The sequence below is a fragment of the Aureibaculum luteum genome (genome assembly GCF_003449015.1).
GTDB lineage: Bacteria > Bacteroidota > Bacteroidia > Flavobacteriales > Flavobacteriaceae > Aureibaculum > Aureibaculum luteum.
Window position 1 is genome coordinate 155,638 of the sequence record NZ_QRGD01000008.1, and the last position, 21,397, is coordinate 177,034.

General features: G+C 31.5%; 14 protein-coding genes. 9 read left to right on the forward strand and 5 right to left on the reverse strand.

Annotated features, from left to right (window positions below; all coding sequences use genetic code 11):
- Positions 1–42 precede the first annotated feature (42 nt).
- From D3P13_RS17220 to D3P13_RS17230, 3 genes are all read right to left on the reverse strand, one after another.
- On the reverse strand, positions 43–1,278 hold the full coding sequence (locus D3P13_RS17220; protein WP_117884119.1) for a TolC family protein: 1,236 nt from the start codon (positions 1,276–1,278) through the stop codon (positions 43–45).
- The gene (locus D3P13_RS17225) at positions 1,268–5,068 is read right to left on the reverse strand and encodes an efflux RND transporter permease subunit (protein WP_117884120.1); all 3,801 of its coding nucleotides are present in this window, start codon (positions 5,066–5,068) and stop codon (positions 1,268–1,270) included. Before D3P13_RS17225 ends, D3P13_RS17220 begins: the two co-directional genes overlap by 11 nt.
- Before the next feature lie 108 nt (positions 5,069–5,176).
- On the reverse strand, positions 5,177–5,590 hold the full coding sequence (locus D3P13_RS17230) for an HYC_CC_PP family protein (protein WP_117884121.1): 414 nt from the start codon (positions 5,588–5,590) through the stop codon (positions 5,177–5,179).
- A gap of 629 nt (positions 5,591–6,219) precedes the next feature.
- On the opposite strand from D3P13_RS17230, the gene D3P13_RS17235 reads away from it, so the two are divergent.
- The 3 genes from D3P13_RS17235 to D3P13_RS17245 all read left to right on the forward strand — a co-directional run bounded on the left by D3P13_RS17235 (position 6,220) and on the right by D3P13_RS17245 (position 12,484).
- Positions 6,220–7,914 carry a histidinol-phosphatase HisJ family protein gene (locus tag D3P13_RS17235; protein WP_117884122.1) on the forward strand — a complete coding sequence of 565 codons (1,695 nt, stop codon included), beginning with the start codon at positions 6,220–6,222 and terminating at the stop codon, positions 7,912–7,914.
- Between the two features lie 387 nt (positions 7,915–8,301).
- Complete coding sequence (locus tag D3P13_RS17240) at positions 8,302–11,217, forward strand: PEP/pyruvate-binding domain-containing protein (RefSeq protein ID WP_117884123.1); 2,916 nt, start codon at positions 8,302–8,304, stop codon at positions 11,215–11,217.
- Positions 11,218–11,221: 4 nt separating this feature from the next.
- Complete coding sequence (locus D3P13_RS17245) at positions 11,222–12,484, forward strand: serine hydrolase (protein WP_317124800.1); 1,263 nt, start codon at positions 11,222–11,224, stop codon at positions 12,482–12,484.
- Here D3P13_RS17245 and D3P13_RS17250 read toward each other — a convergent pair.
- Together D3P13_RS17250 and D3P13_RS17255 are read right to left on the reverse strand one after the other, a co-directional pair.
- A complete protein-coding gene (locus D3P13_RS17250; protein ID WP_117884125.1) occupies positions 12,481–15,303 on the reverse strand; it encodes an MFS transporter in 2,823 nt (940 codons plus the stop codon). The two genes, D3P13_RS17245 and D3P13_RS17250, sit on opposite strands and share 4 nt — an antisense overlap.
- 27 nt (positions 15,304–15,330) lie before the next feature.
- On the reverse strand, positions 15,331–16,227 hold the full coding sequence (locus tag D3P13_RS17255) for a serine hydrolase (RefSeq protein ID WP_117884126.1): 897 nt from the start codon (positions 16,225–16,227) through the stop codon (positions 15,331–15,333).
- Between the two features lie 664 nt (positions 16,228–16,891).
- Between D3P13_RS17255 and D3P13_RS17260 the strand changes: the two genes are divergently transcribed.
- The 6 genes from D3P13_RS17260 to D3P13_RS17285 all read left to right on the forward strand — a co-directional run bounded on the left by D3P13_RS17260 (position 16,892) and on the right by D3P13_RS17285 (position 21,359).
- Complete coding sequence (locus D3P13_RS17260) at positions 16,892–17,116, forward strand: helix-turn-helix domain-containing protein (RefSeq protein ID WP_117884127.1); 225 nt, start codon at positions 16,892–16,894, stop codon at positions 17,114–17,116.
- Positions 17,116–17,451, forward strand: coding sequence for a HipA N-terminal domain-containing protein (locus tag D3P13_RS17265; RefSeq protein WP_117884128.1), 336 nt, complete (start codon positions 17,116–17,118; stop codon positions 17,449–17,451). The genes D3P13_RS17260 and D3P13_RS17265 overlap by 1 nt, the downstream gene beginning before the upstream one ends.
- Positions 17,441–18,379: a HipA domain-containing protein gene (locus D3P13_RS17270; RefSeq protein WP_117884129.1), complete on the forward strand. Its 939-nt coding sequence runs from the start codon at positions 17,441–17,443 to the stop codon at positions 18,377–18,379. Before D3P13_RS17265 ends, D3P13_RS17270 begins: the two co-directional genes overlap by 11 nt.
- 805 nt (positions 18,380–19,184) lie before the next feature.
- Positions 19,185–19,934 (forward strand): helix-turn-helix domain-containing protein, encoded by a 750-nt coding sequence (locus tag D3P13_RS17275; protein WP_117884130.1) that lies wholly within the window; start codon positions 19,185–19,187, stop codon positions 19,932–19,934.
- 33 nt (positions 19,935–19,967) lie between these two features.
- Entirely contained in the window at positions 19,968–20,858 is an 891-nt protein-coding gene (locus tag D3P13_RS17280) for an alpha/beta fold hydrolase (protein WP_117884131.1), read from the forward strand.
- 102 nt (positions 20,859–20,960) lie between these two features.
- On the forward strand, positions 20,961–21,359 hold the full coding sequence (locus D3P13_RS17285) for a hypothetical protein (RefSeq protein WP_117884132.1): 399 nt from the start codon (positions 20,961–20,963) through the stop codon (positions 21,357–21,359).
- The last annotated feature ends 38 nt before the right edge of the window (positions 21,360–21,397 follow it).

Below are 21,397 nucleotides of genomic sequence, written 5' to 3' on the forward strand. Positions count from 1 at the left end.
TAAACCAAATATTTCATGAATATTACCTCGTTTAAAAAAGTTTTAGCTCGTTAAATAATTAATAATAGTATTTTGCAAATAGTAAGCTTTTACAGATTCTATTTGATTAATTTGAAACTTCAACTGCAATTCATGAATGTCCAAAACATCATTAAAATCAATAGTTCCAGTTTCATAACTTTTAATTAAAATTTCTTCGGCATCATTAGCTTGTTTTAAGTTTTTAGTTTGGGTGTTGTAACTGATCGTTGCAGAAATCCTATCGTTCACCGCTTTATCCAAAATAGTTTCCAAATTATTCAATCGCTCTTGTTTCTGTGCGGTAATTTCCTGCTGTTGCAACTCATTTTGTTTGGTCTGAGATTTATATTTTTTATTGAAAATCGGAATTGATACTGAGACCATTGGCATTACAATATCTTTTCCATTATCACTAAAATTCATATCAGGTCGTTTATCAACGCTGATATAATCCAATCCAAAGCCAATCATCGGACTACTTTCTTTTTGATTTAACAACTCGGACTGTTCAACAGATTGATAGAGTTTGTCATATTTAATCAACTCTGGATGCAGGGCTAAATTTTCTGAATTGATGAGGTTAATCTCAGAGGGAATCAATAATTCATTAATCATATTTACAGCAATATCTTTATCCCGATTTAACAGTTTATTAAAATTAGTTTGTTCTGCTAAATATTGTTGATGCAATACATCTAATAATTGCTGCATTTCATTTTGACGCATTTGTAACCGCAATACATCTACAACTGATGCCTTACCAACTTCAACTGAAGTCAATGCCAAAGTTTCATAGGTTTCTAATAATTCAATGTTCTGTACTAACACCTTTTGCTTTGCTTCATTAGTATATAAATTGTAATAGGATTGCGAAACAGAGGCGAGTAATTTTCTTTTTCCAATTACAATATCCTCATATTTAGCATCGGCCAAAGAGCTTACATAATTTTCCCTTGCCGTAATTGAGCCAAACCAAGGCATCATTTGTTTGGCAGACACTTTGAAACGTTGAGCACCTGTTCTCGTTTCTGGTTCACTTGCAAAATAACCAACGGAAAATTCAGTATTTGGAATCGCGTTTACTTCATTTATTTTTTCAGAAGCAATGCCATATTGCAATTCGAATTTTTGGATTTCAGGACTGTTAACCAATGCTTCTTGAATAAAATCTTCTAATTGCTGTGCATTGACAAATAGACTCATGAAACATGAACTAAGAATCAAGATTCCTTTTATATTCATTTGTTTATTTTTCATTTGCTAATCTTTTAAGTTGATATTCCTTTTTCCAGCTATATAAAACAGGAACAATAAAATAAGATGTAATATCGATGATCATCCCTCCAAAAATTGGAATCGCCATAGGGATCATAATATCACTACCTCTTCCTGTAGATGTTAACACAGGAAGTAATGCTAAGACGGTAGTTACTGTGGTCATTAAACATGGTCTAATTCGTTTTCCAGCTGCTTCTAATGTTGCCAATCTAATTCCTTTTTTATCTGAAGGTGTTTCCCTATCAAAAGTTTGCGTTAAGTAGGTTGCCATCACCACACCATCATCTGTTGCAATTCCGAATAAGGCAATAAAACCTACCCAAACAGCAACACTTAAATTAACAGTCTTCATATTAAAAAGGTCTCTTAAGTTTTCCCCAAAAAGACTAAAATTCAAGAACCAATCTTGACCAAATAACCACATCATAATAAAACCTCCAGCAAACGCTACCGTAATACCAGTAAAAATCATAAGCGATGTTGAAACAGAACGGAATTGGAAATACAGTATTAAAAAAATAATCATTAGTGCTAAAGGGACCACTACGGATAAGGTTTTTTCAGCACGCAATTGATTTTCGTACGTTCCTGTAAACTTGTAACTAATTCCTTCTGGAACGACCAATTCACCTGATGCTATCTTTTGTTTAATAAGTGCTTGTGCACTTTCAACGACATTTATTTCCGCAAAACCATCCATCTTGTCAAATAATACATAACCAACTAAAAAGGTGTCTTCGCTCTTTATGACTTGTGGACCTTGCTCATATCTAATGGTTGCCAATTCGCTTAAAGGTACAGGACTACCTTTTTGAACAGGAATATAAATACTTTTTAAATCCTCAGGATTGCTACGTAACTCTCTTGGATAACGAACGCGAATACCATAACGTTCTCTTCCTTCTACTGTTTGGGTTAAAACAATGCCACCAACAGCTACTTTTAAAATATCTTGTACATCTTGTATTGAAATACCATAACGTGCAATTTTCTCTCTATCAATGTCTATTAGTAAATACGGTTTCCCTACAATTCTATCAGCAAAAACGGCTTCCTGCTTAACACCTTCAGCTTGTTTTAAAATAGTTTCTAATTGAATTCCAAAAGCTTCAATCTGTTTTAAATCTGGCCCTTTTACTTTAATTCCCATGGGTGCACGCATTCCCGTTTGAAGCATTACCAATCGGGTTTCAATGGGTTGTAATTTAGGTGCGGAAGTAACTCCTGGTAATTTGGTGACGCTCACAATCTCTTTCCATATATCGTCAGGCGAATTTATTTCTGGTCGCCAGTTTCTGAAAAACTCTCCGTCATCATCAGGAATGAGTTGAGATTTAGAAACATGAGTTGTCACTTCGAGCAATTCTGATTTTTCATCAGAATTGTATCGAGAAGTTGGTCTCGATACATCACTCGTACCTCGTGAAACTCGACCTGACAATTCTTTTAACCTTTCACTGCCATCCATAGCCAATCGACCATCTTTCAATTTAAAAAATCCTTCATCGTTTACTTTATAGCGTTGACGTTTTCTTTTTTCATTTAATATATATTCAGGTTTATACTGAATCATATTTTCATACATAGATAATGGGGCAGGATCTAGAGCAGATTCTGTTCTACCTGCTTTACCAACTACAGTTTCAATTTCAGGAATACTAGCAACAGCCATATCCAATTGCTGAAGCACACGTTTATTTTCTTCAACTCCGGCATGTGGCATAGAAGTAGGCATTAAAAGAAAGGAGCCTTCATTTAAGGATGGCATAAACTCTTTGCCAGTGTTTTTCATGATATAAAAACCGAAAATTACGAGTGAAGTTGGAATGATTAAAAACAATAATCTATTGTGTAATGCCCAATTTAAAATATGCTTGTAATTTTTTTGAAATAGCAGAAAAGTACCTAACAAACCAAAACATATAATGGCAACAAAAAGGAGGTTTAAAATGATGCTTTTATCAACTCCTAAAGGTCTCCAATACTCAGCTAAAAGAAAGACTATTGCTAATACAGAGATTATAATATTAATAAGGTTTGCTTTTTTATCAGTGAGCTTATTGTTTCCTTTTAAAAACGCAACAATTCCAAAACCAATTAATAAAATACCAATCCAATACCCATAAAATAGCGTTATAATACCCAGAATTATAAGCGAGCTATTTAAAATATAGCTTGTTGTTTTTCTAAGATTCACTTTTTTAAATATGGAGGCAGCAAATGGTGGAATTAAAAATAGTGCGATTACCAGTGCAGCAATTAGTGCAAATGTCTTCGTAAAAGCTAATGGTCTGAATAATTTTCCTTCCGCACCAATCATTGTAAACACAGGTATAAAACTAATAATCGTTGTCATTACTGCGGTTACTATTGCTCCAGAAACTTCTGCTGTAGCATTATAAACGACGGTATTTATGGGTAAACCTTCCGTATCCTCATCCATATGCCTAATGATGTTTTCTGAAAGTATGACACCAACATCTACCATCGTACCAATGGCAATGGCAATTCCTGACAATGCCACAATATTAGCATCAATACCAAAGAATTTCATGGCTACAAATACCATTAAAATAGCGACGGGCAACAATCCAGATATCAGGATAGATGCACGAAGATTGAAAACCATAATAATTATGACCAAAATGGTAATTAGTATTTCTAAAGTAAGAGCTTCGTTAAGAGTTCCCAACGTTTCTTGTATAAGTTCCGTTCTGTCATAAAAAGGGACAATAGTTACTTGTGATGTGCTACCATCGGCCAATACTTTTGAAGGTAACCCAGCACTCAATTCATTTATTTTTTCCTTTACATTATTGATGACTTCCATCGGATTGGCACCATAACGAGCTACTACAACAGCTCCAACTACTTCAGCACCTTCTTTATCTAGTATTCCCCTACGGGCTGCAGGGCCTAAAGACACCTTGCCAATGTCTTTAATTTTGATTGCTGTATAATCTTCGGAGGCGACAACCGCATTTTCTATGTCGGTAATAGATTTTATATAACCCAAGCCACGAACCAAGTATTCAGCTTTGTTTATTTCCAATGTCTGTGCACCAATGTCTTTATTACTTTCTTTAACAGCTTTTACAACTTGATTCAGCCCAATTTTATACTGACGCATCAATTCGGGATTCACATCTATTTGATATTCCTGAACGTATCCACCAATAGAGGCTACTTCTGAAACACCACTTGCAGACGATAGTGCATATTTCACATAATAATCTTGAATACTTCGCAATTCTTGTAAATCCCATCCGCCCGTTACATTTCCGTTTTCATCACGACCTTCTAGCGTGTACCAAAATATTTGTCCTAATCCTGTGGCATCAGGCCCCAAAGCAGGATTAACACCTTCAGGTAGTAAGCCGCTTGGTAATGAGTTGAGTTTTTCGAGAATACGACTGCGACTCCAATAAAACTCTATATCCTCTTCAAAAATGATATAGATGCTTGAAAATCCAAACATTGAGGAACTACGAATAGTTTTTACACCAGGAATTCCTAGAAGTGATGAGGTTAATGGATACGTGATTTGGTCTTCTATATCTTGAGGAGAACGACCATCCCATTTTGTAAAAACAATTTGCTGGTTTTCACCAATATCTGGTATAGCATCAACAGCTACCGGATTACTTGGTAAAAAACCAGTATCCCAATTAAAAGGAGCATTGACTGTACCCCATCCTATAAAAAGGATAAGCATTAATACTGCAACTAGTTTGTTTTCTATTAGAAATTTTATGCTTTTATTTAGCATTGACTTTGATTATTAAACAATTAGAAAATGGTGTTAAGAAAACACCGCATACAAAGAATTATCCTAATGGAAAATATCCATTGGATAAAAAAGTCTATTATTTAAAAATCAAATTATATACGTCTCGTCAAGCTTGTAGATTTGCCTTATGACGGGTGGGGTAGTGTAATCTCTATGTAGCGTTATATTTTCTTCTAATTCTTCAAAAATGTTACTATAAGAATAAACAAATAATGCTACAAAAAATTGTTGGTCGAAAGTTAATGTATCTATAGATATATTTAATTCGACTTGTCCATCAATACTTATTTGTTTATCAGAACAGCAATCTTTTATTGTAATGTTACAATCTTCAGATGAAGGATTTTGCATTTTCATTCCACAATTTTCTGCTTTATGTAAAATTGCAGAATCGACCAGAGAATCGCCACAATAGTGCATATCCACAGTAAAAGACATTGTAGAGAATAGAACTACAATTGCCATTAAAAAGGATGATATTTTGAAAAATAGTTGTTTCATCAGTGCTACAAAGGTATGATAAATAGCATGGTAATAGTTAAATGTTTTGTTAAAAAATGATTATTCTAATCAATCAACGCTTTGCGAGAAACTAAGTATGATTTAGATTGTGTTGGTATTTATTTATAATTTTTTGTACCACTAATACAGGTTTTACTAGACAACATCTATTAATTTCCATATCATAATTACATCGTGACTTATATCTTAATAACGTTTTAAACATAAGAGAGTTGATGAGGGAAATATCACTAAAATAGTACATTTTTGGTTATTTTTTACAGGTGGCTACTTGTTATTTAGTTTTATGAACTATCATCAAAAATAGAGTTATGTTTTGACAATGAATGTTTTATTGTTTTCTAAAAACTATTATTTTAGTATTGATAATACTTGTGTTATCTAGTCACATTACATTTATGAAAGTCGAATTATAGATATATGCTATTGAATTAAATTCAAAACAAATGAAAATTTAGCCATTAATTCTAAACCAATCGTTAATTTTGTAAGTCAGTAAACAAAATTTAAAGCAATTGATTGATGAAACGAGCATGCTAATAGTTTTTAACACCCAAGGGAATTATTTGCGAACAGCATGTGTCCGCTAAAACAATAAACATAAACACATGAAAAAACTGAATGACTTTATTTGGGAGACACATGGTATTCATGCCGGAACCGAGCAAGATCGTGTAAAGCATGGTATTGATAAATTAGAAAAAGTTGTTGATAAAGCAATAGAAGCAAACCATCCAAGTATTACCTTTATAATACACTCTCCTCGCTTAACAAATTTTAGATATATAGCGGAAAGAGAAACAAACGTAAAGTTTATTCGTGGCAATAGATCTTATTTAAATTATCCAAAACGAATTGCAGGTCTTCGTAAAAAGTACGAAGGTAAAATAAATATTAAATACGGTGTTGAGTTAGAATGGATGGGTGCTGATTTAGGATTGCAGTGGAGTCGTTCAAAAATATTTCAGGCAGAAGGTGCTGATTATGTTATTGGCTCAGTTCATTTTGCTCCAGAAGGATTGCCTTATGATGGTTCAAAAGAAGAAGCTCTTCAATTGTTGGAAATGAGAGGAAGTTTGGAGGCCTATTGGGATGGTTATTTTAATGAAACTATTCAAATGATTGAATGTTTTGGTGATATGATTCAAATTGTTGGGCATATAGATTTACCGAAGCTGAATGTTGATATGCCTGAAGCATTATTGAATTTTGAGACGAGTTCACATCCTTTAGCAAATAAAGTCAGAACATTATTAGAGTTGATTGCCGATCGAAATCTTTCAATAGATGTAGATATGGCTGGTAAATTTAAAGGTGTAGGTGTTTATCCGATTCAGAGTATATTAAGAAGAGCAAATGAACTTCAAATTCCGGTTTGTGTTGGAACAGATACGCATCATGTACGTTATTATAGCTTAAATTTTAAAGAGAGTCTAGAGTATATTCAGGAAGCTGGATACGAGAGCTATGTTAGTTATTCTAAATTAATTCCTGAGAATCGAACCATTTATGATAATCACGATTTAAAAGTTAAATATACCGTATTAAATAAAGGTATAGAATTGTTAAATCAACGATTGGATATAGCACATAGAAGAATTATGCCAGATTTTTCTTTTGGGGGCTCATTTTCGGAGTTTTTAGACATCTATAAAAACTCTATTGGAATGGGTGACTATAATGCAATTCGAATCCGTAAATGGGGAAAATCAATAACAGTTACAAATGAAATTCCAATGTCAACTAACGAAACTGTAAATGGATTGTTTTCTGAACATGTAGACAAGCCTGGAGTCATTTCTTCGCTATTTAATACCTTGGCTTCTGAAGGTATAAATGTTGAGACAGCAAGGCTAAAATCTAATAACGATGGTACTGCAGTTGCATTTTTATCGATAAAAGGTTCTAAAGGTGATGTACAAAGTGCTATTGACTTTGTAAATGGTACAAGTGCAAGTGCTGAATTGTTTCATAATTTGACCTATAAGGAGAATGCCCAATTACCCAATTACTACGGAGAAGGTGTTTATTTATTAGAAATGGATGGTGTTAAATTGAATTTGGCATTAAGTGATAAAGTAATACTAACCAAGCATAATAATGCTCCTGGAGTGCTCTTGATATTGCTATCCGCTTTGTCTTCAAAAAATATTAATATTATTGATTTAAGGTTAGGAAAATTGAATAATGTAGGTTATTCTGCTTTGGCGATCGATGGTGACAGTAATGTGATTCGGAATTTATTGGCCAAATTAGGGGATCAATATTATGAAGCAAATTTGATTGAATTTTATAGTATGTAAACTAGACATTATCTTTTTTTTGTGTAAAATCAGTACTTTATTTGCTGATACAATTTTTAATAAGCTCTATAAATATAAGGGTATTATAGGTTGTATAATAAAAGTGAGATACAATTTTAGTTGTTCTTAGTTAAAAATATATTTGTTCTTGATTTAAAAACACAAATAATTTTCTATTGTCTAGAATCATTTGCTAATTTATAGATTTCATCATTTTGTATGGAAATATCTATTGAGGATTGTTTATAGGATTAAAGTTGACACAACTTATCCAACTACAGCCCTATTTTTAATCTTCTATTAAATATTTATTTAGATATATTTTGGAACAACATTTGAACTATATTTGCTTCATTCTAAACAAATTATATCTAAATTATTTACATAATGAATAAACGGTTATTATTTATTTTATTTATTGCAGTATCTATTTTAACTTCGGAGGAAGTTCTAAGTCAGAAAGTACTTACCAACAAAGAAATTAGCGATCAAATTAACTTTTACAAGAGCGACATAAGAGGACCATATAAAAGCATTCGTTGGTTCTGTAATGATGGTAGTACAAGAGACCCAAAAGATCCGTGCCCTGAAAAGATTGGAGGTATACAACATGCCACTTATAAAGATAAAGTTGTTGCTTTAGCTAAAAGTAATCATATTTATATAGGACAAATACTGGCATATACTGATATTGTTGAATTTTGGGATAATAGTCACAATCATTCTAGACTAAAGCAGTATCAAATTGGTAAGTATTTAGCTCGAATTGATAATGGTTGGATCAATCGAAAAGGTCAGTTTTATAGAGGGGCACTTCAAATTGAAGATGAAGCCGCATGGGGAATAGAGTTCTATAAATGGCTACTCGCCAAAAAAGAAGTCATAGAAAAGGATTATTTTTTTGTGATGCAATCACTAAAAGATATTCCTCATAATTCTGACGACAATCTCGCTCAATTAATGCGTTCTCAATCTAAAGTTATCTCTGATCAATATACTCGATTTATGGATTTACGCGTGAAGATTCATAATAACCCTGAAATTGGAGATATTGATAAAGTAAATGAATTTAAAAAAAGTAATTCTAAAAATTTTTCTATTAGTATTAGCAAAAAAATTGATGAGTTAGTGATAACGATGAGTCATTTTTATGAGTTACAAGAATTAAAAAACATAAATCAAATATCTAAGAAAATCACTTCTAGCAGTACTTTAGTAAAAGTGTTAAAGAATTTTAGTACAAAATATTCAAATAATAATCAACCTGATGAATTAGCAAAAGCTAGTGCAGAACTTTTATTACAGATACGAAAAGATATCATTTTTGAAAAAAATAGTCTTGATAAATTAACCATATTAGATATAGCTGCTCAACTAGAATCGCTAATATTTAAGCAATCGGCTCTTTGGAAACCTAAAAATTTAGGAGCACAATTGGAAAAAATTTATACGCTGGGAAAAGCTGCAACTGGCACAGGAGCTATAGAACTATGGGAATGGAATAAAGTTGAATCTATCTTAAAAGTAAGTGAAACCAAGACCTTAACTTTAGAGCAACTTACCGAAAAATTAGAAACAGCTCGCAGTTTGGTAGAATGGAGTGCGGCAAGTGTAAAAGCAATTTATCAAGAAGAAGTTAATATATATAATGCATTTGAACCTTTAGCTTATAGTTTTATTGATGATAGGATAAGAGCGTCCATCGCATTACAATTAGGTAAGACGGTTGGTGAACTAGGTGAATTTTTAGCAAAAGAATCTTCATTAACAAATAAAATCTTAAACTTGGAAAACCAAAGTACATTCAGAGGTTTAAATCCCGGTTATGCTTTTGGAGAATTGGTGGTTGTTAACGGTTCGCCAGATGATATTAAAGTTTCTGGAGATAAGATCTATATTTTTGAACGTGCTCCTGCTGATTTAAAGCCAGTAGCCGGAATTGCCACAGTTTCAGAAGGGAATTTAGTATCGCATGTACAATTATTAGCAAGGAATCTGGGTATTCCTAATGCAGCTCTTTCAGATCAAAATCTAAAAGATTTGATAGCTTATAGTGGCAAAAAAGTTTTCTATGCAGTTTCTAATAGGGGCAATGTGATTTTGAAAACAGAGGCTGAAATGTCTACAGAAGAGAAAGCCTTATTTTCAGTTAAGAAAAGAAGTGAAGATAAAATAGAAGTTCCTATTAAAGAAATTCGTTTAGATCAGAAAAAAATAATCAATTTAAAAAATGTTAATGCCAATGATTCAGGTAAGCTTTGTGGCCCTAAAGCCGCTAATTTAGGTCAATTAAAGGCCCTTTTTCCTGAAAAAGTTGTAGAAGGGTTTGTCATTCCATTCGGAATTTTTAGAGAACATATGAATCAGCATATGCCAGAACAAAGTAAAACGTATTGGCAATTCTTGAGTGAAATGTTTGTGGAAGCTGATAAAAAAAGAAATGCGAATATTTCTGAAGAGGAAGTTGAAAATTATCAATTAAGACAATTGGAGATTTTACGTGCAGCTATTAAAAAGATGCCTTTAAGTGCTGCTTTTACGAGGGATATAGAAGAAGGGTTTAAAGATATTTTAGGCAAATCTATGGGAGAAGTCCCTGTTTTTTTAAGAAGCGACACTAATATGGAAGATCTTAAGGATTTTACTGGTGCAGGTTTAAATCTTACTATCTTCAATGTCTTAGACAAAAATATCATTTTCCAAGGTATAAAAGATGTTTGGGCATCGCCTTATACAGAGAGAAGTTTTAAATGGCGACAAAAATATTTGTTGAACCCTGAAAATGTTTTTCCTTCTATTTTGGTTATTCCTTCTGTAGATGTTGATTATTCAGGTGTTTTGATTACAAAAGGAATCACCTCTGGAATTGATGATGATTTAACAATTGCATTTAGCAGAGGAGCTGGAGGAGCTGTAGACGGTCAGTCGGCTGAATCCTATGTAATAACCGAAACAGGTTATAGGTTGATTTCTCCCGCAAGAGAAGCATATCAAAACACACTACCAAAAGAAGGTGGTACTGGAAAAAAGGTGACTACTTTTGAAAAGTCAATACTCAATGAAAAGAATATTAATGAAATTAGAGATTTTGCTTCAACGATTAGAAAAGTAATCCCAAAAAAAACAAAATCGTCATATAATGGAGCTTATGATGTGGAATTAGGTTTTCAAAATGATAAACTTTGGTTATTTCAAATCCGTCCTTTTGTTGAAAATAAAAGAGCATTAGGTTCAGAATATTTAGATTCTATTACCCCAAAAATAAATAAGAAAAAAGAAATTTCATTAGCAATCCAATTATAAAAAAATGATGAGAAATATTAAATTATTAATCGTAGCATTTGGATTTATGGCATTTACCATACCTAATAACTATCCCATTGATGGCTATCAGAATTCAGGAATTAAGAGGTTAAAAAGGTTGCAATTGTCAATAGCTGGCGATTTGCCTGATGCTGGATTACCGCCAGGTGCCTATAAATCAATCAATGATATTAAATTACATTTAGTTTCAAGAAAAAAAGATGCTACCGAAAGTCTATTGGTAGTAGATAAATTACTACAAAAAAAAATTGACGCTATTTTCCCAAGATTAGATAAGAGTTATTCTATCACTGTTCTTGATATCACTGACCCTAAGAGTATCCGTTACGCTCAACAAAATGAAACCAGAGGTTATCAACCGGGCAGTGTTGGTAAACTTGCAGTAATTACAGGATTGTTTTATCAATTAGCCAAAATATATCCAGATTCATATGAAAAAAGAACTAATTTATTGAAAACAAAATCCGTTAAAGCTGGTCAATGGGCATTAACTGATGAGCATACAGTACCTATATTTAATATTGAAACCAACAAATTAGTTAAAAGACAAGTAATTGCTAGTGATGTGTTTACATTATTTGAATGGGCAGACCATGCCTTGTCAGTAAGTAATAATGGAGCTGCAAGCGTTGTTTGGCGTGAAGTTTTATTAATGGCAGCTTTTGGTGACAAGTATCCCGCTTTGACAGAAGATGAAGCTGCGAATTATTTTAAAAACACACCAAAAAATGATATCACTAATTTAGGAAATGATGTGGTAAATTTACCATTGAGGGAATTAGGAATTACTTTTGATGAATGGCGATTAGGAACTTTTTTTACTAGAGGAGCCAATCAATATGTTGGTGCCAAAGATGGCAGTATAGGTTCACCTTTAGGTCTCATGAAATGGATGTTACAATTAGAACAAGGGAAAGTAATTGACGAAAAATCGAGCTTAGAGATTAAAAGATTGATGTACATGACCGACAGGAGAATACGTTATGCACAAGCACCGCAATTGCGTGAAGCGGCAGTGTATTTTAAATCGGGGAGTCTTTATAAGTGCGATAGATCTAAAGGAGAAGCTTGTGGTAAATATAAAGGTAATATTCAAAATTTTATGAATTCAGTAGCCATTGTTGAACATCCTGATGGAACTACTTATATGGTATGTCTGATGACCAACGTATTGAGAAAAAACTCTGCGAGTGACCATATGTTTTTGGCGGGAAGTGTTGATAAAGCAATTAAAGAAAAATCCTAATTGAAATTTTTTAGCATTTGAGATGCCATTTTATTTAATTTCTCATTTGAATCTATAGTTGCCATTTTAATTAAAGGTATAAATTTACGGTCTTTAGATTTTTCGATTAGATATAATACGGCAAACTTAAGTTTTATGTCTTTTCTGCTTAGTAAAATTTTATAGCACTCGGTTTCGCTATATATTTTTAAATGAAGTTTTTTGATTTTATCTTCTGAAAACGAATCAACCAGAACCGATTCAGCAATTGGAATAAGTTCTTTTTTTAGTTGAATGTCAAGTATATTATCTAAAAACTCAATGGCATGAATACGTTGTTCTTCCTTTCCGTTTAAAATGATATCTAATAAGGGCTCAATATCGTTTGGAGGATATGTTATACCTAAGAATTTAAAAATTCGCTCTAATTGTCTATCAAGACGATGCTCTAGTAAAGATATTAATCCTTTTCTTGCTTCTTGTTCTTCTATATTTTGATGTTTTTCCTCTTTCTTTTTAAATTGTATTATAACCTGCGAATAAACGGCAGATAGTGTATTTTGATATAATTGACATTCATCCAGAATTTTATCAATTACCAATCTATCTTTTATAAGTAAGTTACCATATCTCCATTTCAATCTTTTAACGGCTTCTATTGCCAACACTTTTAAAGCATGTTCAGTATCTTCAGTTAGTTTAATTAGTGTATTAATCGCTTTTTGAGATGCAAATTTTTCAATAACCAGAATGGTGTATTTTGTATTTTCTGAATCATTTTTTTCACTTTTAATCTTTTCAAACAGTATATCTATAATCGATTCTCCATAATTATATAAAGCTTCAATAGCTACTTTCCTTGTTTCTCTAATCGATAAATGAGATATAATAGGATCAATAAATTGAGCATCTAGCGTTTTAGAAGCACTTATAATTGCCGTTTCTAAGATTTCATTATCTTTTGAAACTAAGTAGTCGGAAATAATTGAATAGAAATTAGCCATTCTTGCATCGCCAATAGCTTCTAAAATGGCTAACAATTTATTTGTTTTTTCTGTTTTATTAGTGAATATTCTATACTGTTCTAATGCCTTTTGTAGTCTAATTTCTAAAGAAAATTTATTCTGTAAAGTTTTATTATTTCGCAGCTCTTGAGCGAGACCCACCAAGGCCGCATTTGAAATTGTATTATCACTACTATTTAAATATTTATTAAATAATTCTATAATATTAGCATCATTACTTTTAAGCAAATATCTAAATGCTGAAGTTGTAACGTGTTGGTCTTTATCATTAATCATCAATTCAATTTTTGACCTGAGATTTTTTCTCCTCAAAAAATACAGATTCTCAATAGCTAAAGCTCTAATTTTTGGCGATTCATTATTTAAAAGTGACTCTATTGAAGGTGAAAATCGTTCGTCCTTGACCTCTAATGTTTTTTGAAGCATATGTATAATTTGTCCTTCGGTGCCTACAGTTAAAACTCTAATTACGGTATCAACTATTGAAGTTACTTTTATTTCTTCTTTAGCTGATTTTTCTTTTTTTACAGCTGTACTTTCAAATAATTTCTTAAATGAAACGATGTATTCTTTTCGTAAATTATATATAAAATAAAGCCAAATAATTATTAATGTAATTATAATTAAACTGACATTAGTTGAAGAAATTTTGAGACCATTTATAAAAAATATTAATGTTAAACCTGCTAATCCTGTGGCAATGCTATCGACTACTACATCAGTAAAAGTTTTAGTCTTCTTTTTAATATCAATTGGTATGGGTATAGAAAGTAACTCTGTGGCCGCTTTATTAACTGATTGTTTAAGGCTACCTTCAATTACTTTAATTAATACAATTACCCATAATTGTGGAATGAACAATAAAATAAACGAACCTACTAAAATGCCAGAAGGCAGCCATAATAAGGAATTACCAACTCCAAAAACACCTACCAGTCTTTTGGTAGCAAATAACTGAATTACTAATGATATTACACTTAATGTAGAAAACCAAAAGCCAAAAAATGAGGTTAAATCTTCTTGATTTTCGATTAACCTAGAAGCATAATCGCTGTATTGATAATCAACTAATTTTGCTACAAATACACTAATACCTATTACAATGGCAATAAGACTTAATAATTTTGATTGTTTAATTAGTTTTAAAGGAGACTTTTCTTTAAAATCTGATCGAATAGAAATTTGAAAATTATTTAGTTTTTCAATTTCATTTTTCCAAATATATTTCGTTATTGGAATGCAAAAAATGAGCAATAAAGCGGCCACAAACAGTAAACTTTCGGTGTTAATAATATTAGTTAACACTGAAGTAAGATATCCTCCAAAAATACCACCGGCTATGGCTCCTGCCCCAATAAAACCAAAGACCCGTTTTGCCTCTCTCACATTATATACTAAATTGGCTAGAATCCAAAACTGAGAGGCTGTTAAGAGCCCGAAAATGGCTACCCATACATAAGGTATGTATAATAAAATACCATGATTAGTCTTAAAATTAAAGATAACACCAAAAATAATGAGTGAAATAACTGAACCTATTATTGTACTTTGAATAATCGTATTGAGGGCATATTTTTCTAAAGCCTTATTGTAAAAAAAGGAGCCAATCATGGCAACAATTGCAGTTAGAACATATCCCAATGGAAGAGCACTACTCGTTAGTTCTGAGAGAAAAATTGAATTAATTGTTGGTTTGACAATAAGTAATGCCGTAATAATTAAGAATATATTAAGTTGCAATAATAAGGTCTTATGCAACTCACTTTCTTTAATATCAAAAACCCTTGTTATGTATAATTTTAGAGATTTACTCATTAAACTTAATTCAACTCTATTTGGATTTTACTGAATATTTAATACTTCTTCTATAGGTTCAACCAGTTTTCTAATGATTTGTTCACCATTAGCATCATCAATCAAGGCAACCAAAATATAGCGTCTACTCGGTTGGCCCCAAACCAAAATAGAATCTGAGTGATAGGTTCTCCATGAACCAGATTTACGAAATAAACGAGCATTCGGAGCAATTTTATCTAATGTATTGACAAATTTATGATGTAATGCTGGCTCCTCCATAATATCAAGCATTTGTTTTGATCTTGCTTCACTAACTAATTTACCTTGAGCTAATAAATAATAATATCTACAGACTTGTGTAACACTTGCGGCATGACTTAAGTTTTTTAATGGATCTCTATTGGTTTTTCCACTTCCAGAAGCATAACGCTTTCCTACCCAAAGTCCACCTCCGTATTCTTTGTCATATAAATCGTAACGGTCACTTGTAAGTACTTCTTCAATTTTTTTAAACCCAAGTCGATCTATCATTCTGGTCGTAGCCTGATTATTGGAATTACTTATCATTAATTTCATATCTTTTTTAATCTCAGGAGTTTCTAATAATTCCCCTGAATCAAAAGCATCCATGGCTGCCAATAATACAGCAATTTTTGGTAAACTTGCCGCATACATCATATTATTACCGTTAATTCTAGCAAATTTTATATGGTCGACATCACTTAAATCTACAACTCCAACTGCCATTTTGTTTTGATCAATAAGAGTTTTCCATTGTTTATTGGAATTAATAGTTTTTTCCAATTTCAATTGTAAGGTAGAATCAATCAATTGGCGTAATGGAATTTGAGTATTTTTAACTTTAAAAGGAAGTTGCTGACCGTAAATAGTAACGTAACCAAAAGTAAAAACAACTAAATATATTAAAAAATTTCTTTTCATTTTATAGGTATTAATAATCTGCAATATTAGTTATAATAATGACACATTTTAACATTGCAAAATGTTTTGAATGATATTTAACAAATAATTAATTATCAGTAGTATAGCAATATATTGTTAGACTTAAAAAAAGTTGATTAGTGCCCAAAATTGAGCAACACGATAGATTGTGAATTGCATGATTTTAATTATCAAGGACCAGATGAAGTGTTAAATTCGTAAGTTAATTTTCTTTTGATGTTTGAATAAGGTGCTGTTTCGTTAGCTTTTTATCATTATTTCAAATGAAAAGTATTGTATCTTATAAAATTTTCTAAATAGGACTAGTAAAACATTTATGTTTGGATGAAGTAATTTTATAAAGACTTTCTAAAAAATTATTTTTAATTATATATAATTATTTTCCAATACAAAATATTTCAACCCTTATGAACACTGGGTTTACCGCTGCTTGTGGTGTAAATATGATGTAAACCTTTGTTTTCTGTTGTTAGATTATAGGTTACTATTATGTTAATAAGTACCAATACGGCAAATCTAAAACAATTTTATAATGATCTCATATTTATATGTAAATACATATAAATTAGATTATATTATTATAATTATATCTAATTACATATAATTTTTGTATATTTACTTCGTTTATATTTAAAAGCATATAATGAAAGAGCTAGCAAGTTTTGTTAAAGAACGAAGAAAATCTGTAAACCTTACACAAGAAGAATTTGCTGAACGTGCAGGTGTTGCTTTAACAGTAGTAAGAAAAATTGAGCAAGGTAAGACCAATCTAAATATGGAAAAGGTTAATCTTGTCTTACGAATGTTTGGGCATCAATTAGCAGCTGTTGATAGACGAGAATTAGACGAATCAGATAATCGAGAGTAATGAGAAGAGCCAATATATTTTATAAGGATGTTCTGGCAGGTGTTTTAACAGAAACAGATGAAGGCGAGTGTATATTTCAGTATACCGATGATTACGTAATAAATCATCCAGAACAATTCATTACGTTTACTATGCCTGTAACAAAAGAACCCCATGTAAGTAACCGACTTTTCTCTTTTTTTGAAGGGCTAATTCCCGAAGGATGGTTATTAGATATAGCCTCCAAAAACTGGAAAATAAATAAGAATGACAGAATGGGCTTACTTTTGGCCTGTTGTCAAAATTGTATAGGAGCAGTAAGTGTCGTACCCATAATAGAAAAAGATGAGGAATAAGTGTTTATATTGTTACAAACGATTAAAAAATGAAGTAGATTTTCATGAAAAATGTAGCTTAACTTTTTTTGGTCAAAAAGAAGCTCCTGCACTACCTTACAATTTTGATCAAATGGCAGAGTTGGCTAAAAATGTAGTTGAAAGGAGTATCACAGTTCCAGGGGTTCAGCCCAAATTATCTATGTCTTTAATAGATGAAACCAATGAGCTTGCTCATAGTAGATTAACCATAGTTGGGGCTTTAGGTGGTAATTATATTTTTAAACCACCATCAAATGATTATTCAGAAATGCCCGCCAATGAACATCTCACCATGCGTATAGCGGAATCCTTCGGAATACAAACAGTACCATCTTCTTTAATCCGTTTACAATCGGGCGAATTATCCTATATAACCAAACGGATTGACAGAAGAGAAGGTGGAGAAAAGAAACACATGCTGGACATGTTTCAAATAACAGAAGCCTTTGATAAATACAAAAGTTCTTCAGAAAAAATAGGTAAGGCACTTGGCAATTATTCTAGTAATACCTTATTAGATAAATTGTTCTTTTTTGAGCTGACATTATTCAGTTTTCTTACTGGTAATAATGATATGCATTTGAAGAATTTCTCGATGATAGAAACTGATATTGGATGGTCATTGGCTCCAGCTTATGATTTGTTGAATGCAACTATTGTAAATCCTGAGGATAAAGAAGAAATGGCTTTAACGCTGAATGGTAGGAAGAATAAATTGGAAAAAATAGATTTTAAGGCTTTGGGGGATAATTTAAATCTCACTTCAAAACAGATAGAAGGTGTATTTGGAAGATTTTATAAATTAAAATCAGAAGGTTTAAAATGGATTAAAAATTCTTTTCTATCTGAAAATATGAAAACGCTTTACAAAGAGACAATGGAGGTGAGATATGCTAAGATATTTTGATTGAGAAATCGAACGTCAACTAATTTTTTGTGTAAATTTATACAGTATTCGTAAAAATAAAATTATTGACTACTTCCCCGACACAATACCTTGAAAGCCCTGTAAATACTGGTGTATTTGGGGTTGAGGTGTAAAAAAGATATACCTTTTTGATTTCTTTTATTATGCATTGTTTTTTATTAACTAAATTTTGATTTGAGTCAAGTGCTAAAAATATTAATTAAAAGTCTTGTTTTTAATCATGACTTCTTGTTGTAAAATTGTTAGATAGAAATGTATTAAGATTATCTAATCTTAAAAGATTAAATTTCTAATTCTAATTCTAATTCCAATTTCTTGGCAATCCAAAATGATAAACAATTAGTTCTCTGTTTGACACTTGAAATTATTCCCAATTCTAATGGGATTGGTTATTTTTAGATATTTCTTAAGGGTGTAAATTATAAGGCAATCAAAGACTTTGCATTTCTTCTAAAATACGAAAAATTATACGTAAATAATACAACGCTTAAATTTTTAAGGGATTTTAAGAAGGTTATGCGTAATGCACTGGTGCATAATTAGTATAATATATATCATCAACTTGTTCCGTAAAATGGCTGTTTATATAAACTAGAATGAACGGCCTTGGAGATCTATAGTACCAGTTCTATTTGTAGTTCTTTTTAGTCGTAATTTTAACTTATTTTATGAAACTATATTTACAGCATTTGGTATTCAATAATTATTGACTGGCACCAAAATATTGGAAGAGGTCAATAAAGATTATATTGCATAAATTGAAATAAACTATAAACTATAGAATATGACATACCACCAGCAAGCGGTCAATGAGAATTTGAAACCGTACATTAGATGTTTTTGGTGGCTAGATAACGATTCATTAAAAAACATTGATTACACAATTTTGCCTGACGGTTTTTTTGATACTATCGTTCGTTTTGATAATTACAAATACCAAAGCACCGTTTTAACTGGAACCTATACAAAAGAGATTGATGTTGTTATCCCAACAAATCATCAACTTTTCGGAATTCAATTCAAGTTACAAGCTGCTGAATATATATTCGGTGAAAGTATTGCTCCATTGTTAAACTCCGAAAAAAAATTGCCCAATGATTTTTGGAATCTAAATGAATTAGACTTTTTCGAAAACGTAGATACGATTGATAAAATAAGTTCAATAATAAGTCAGGAAGTCAATAAACAAGATAATCAAGACAATCGAAAACTTAATCTTTTCAGATTATTAAGTCATACTAAGGGCAATCACAGCGTGAGTTATTATGCTGATAAAGTATTTTGGTCTAGCAGGCAAATAAACAGATATTTTACTCAAATGTTCGGTCTCTCACTAAAAAGCTATTGTAATATATTACGATGTTCAGCGGCATACAAAGACATTAAAAAAGGAGATTTATTATCAAACCAAAACTATTATGATAGGTCCCATTTTAATAAAGAAATAAAAAAGTATACCAACCACACTCCAAAAAACCTATCTACCAACGAAAACGACCGATTTTTACAAATTTCTATCATTCCTAAGAAGTAACTTTGTCGTATTACAAACCATAATAAACTGGGAATGGACAAAGAAGTGGTTGCGTGGAAGAACAAAGGTCGAATAGTAAATGTAAACGGTCATCAAGTATTTTATATAAAAGAAGGTAGTGGCCCAAACCTTTTAATTCTACATGGGTATCCTTTCAACACCTTTGAATGGAAATCTGTTTGGGATGATCTAGTAAAAAAATACACCGTTTTTACTTTTGATTATTTGGGTATGGGATTTTCAGATAAACCTAAAGATCATGACTACAGCTTTCATGAACATTGTGAAATAGTCAATTCTTTAATCGGATTTTGGGGCATTAAGCAAACTCATGTTCTGTCACATGATTTAGGAGTCAGTATTGCACAAGAATTATTAGCTAGGGATATAGATTCAAAGAACTGCTTTAAAATACAATCATTAGTATTTATGAACGGAGGTTTGTTTATGGATAGTTACAAACCTAGGATGATACAACGATTGCTTTCACAATCTCCCAAGCCTATTGGGAAATTATTGAGCAAATTGCTATCTAAAGAGAAATTAGAAAAATCGATACGACCAATTTTTGGTCCAAACACCCAACCTACCGACCAACTCATTAATCAATTCTGGGATATTTTAAATTATAATGAAGGCAAGTCTATCGCATATTTGATTGGGAGGTTAGTTTTTGAAAAATTAAACCATCAAGAAAAATGGATAAGTGCAATGCAAAATACAAAAATTCCCATGTGCTTTATCAATGGACCATTTGATCCTAATTCTGGTATTCATATGGCCAATCGATATAAAGAACTAATTCCAAACCCTAATGTAAAGTTACTTACACAAAATATTGGACATTGGCCACAAATTGAAGACCCAACTGGCGTTTTGTCTTTTTATCAAGAATTCAGAAACGAAATTCATGAAAATTCTTAATAGCAACTTTATTGATAAAAAAGGTTTTCTCAAACTTAAGAAAGCTTGAAATAAATTACGCCATATAACATCAGTAGTGTTTAATCTAAAAAACAAATAATAATGATAAAAAAAACAGCAATACTATTTAGTGTATTTCTATATGCAATTGTAGTCCCTTTTCTGGACATCAGTGATACGCATATTTGGAATCCAGATTGGACACCTCATGTTCGAATCCATGAAGTCTGGCAATTGATTACAAACTCAAGTATTGGAGCCTTATGCTTGTGGTTAGTTTGGTATAAGAAAGAGGTTAAATTAAGTGCTTTATTAAGCCTTATAGTTACCGGAGGGTTTTTATTAGCATTCCTATTAAAAGATGGTTATGGTGGTTCTATGAAATATTTAGATGGAAGTGAAAAGACTATATTAGGAATTAATATTGGAGTTTTAGGCTTTGGAATAGCTTTCTTATTTTTAATTCTATCACTTGTGTTAACAAAAACTAAAAAAGACTAAACATAACGGATAAAATATTTTTTTGAACTGCCTTTCGA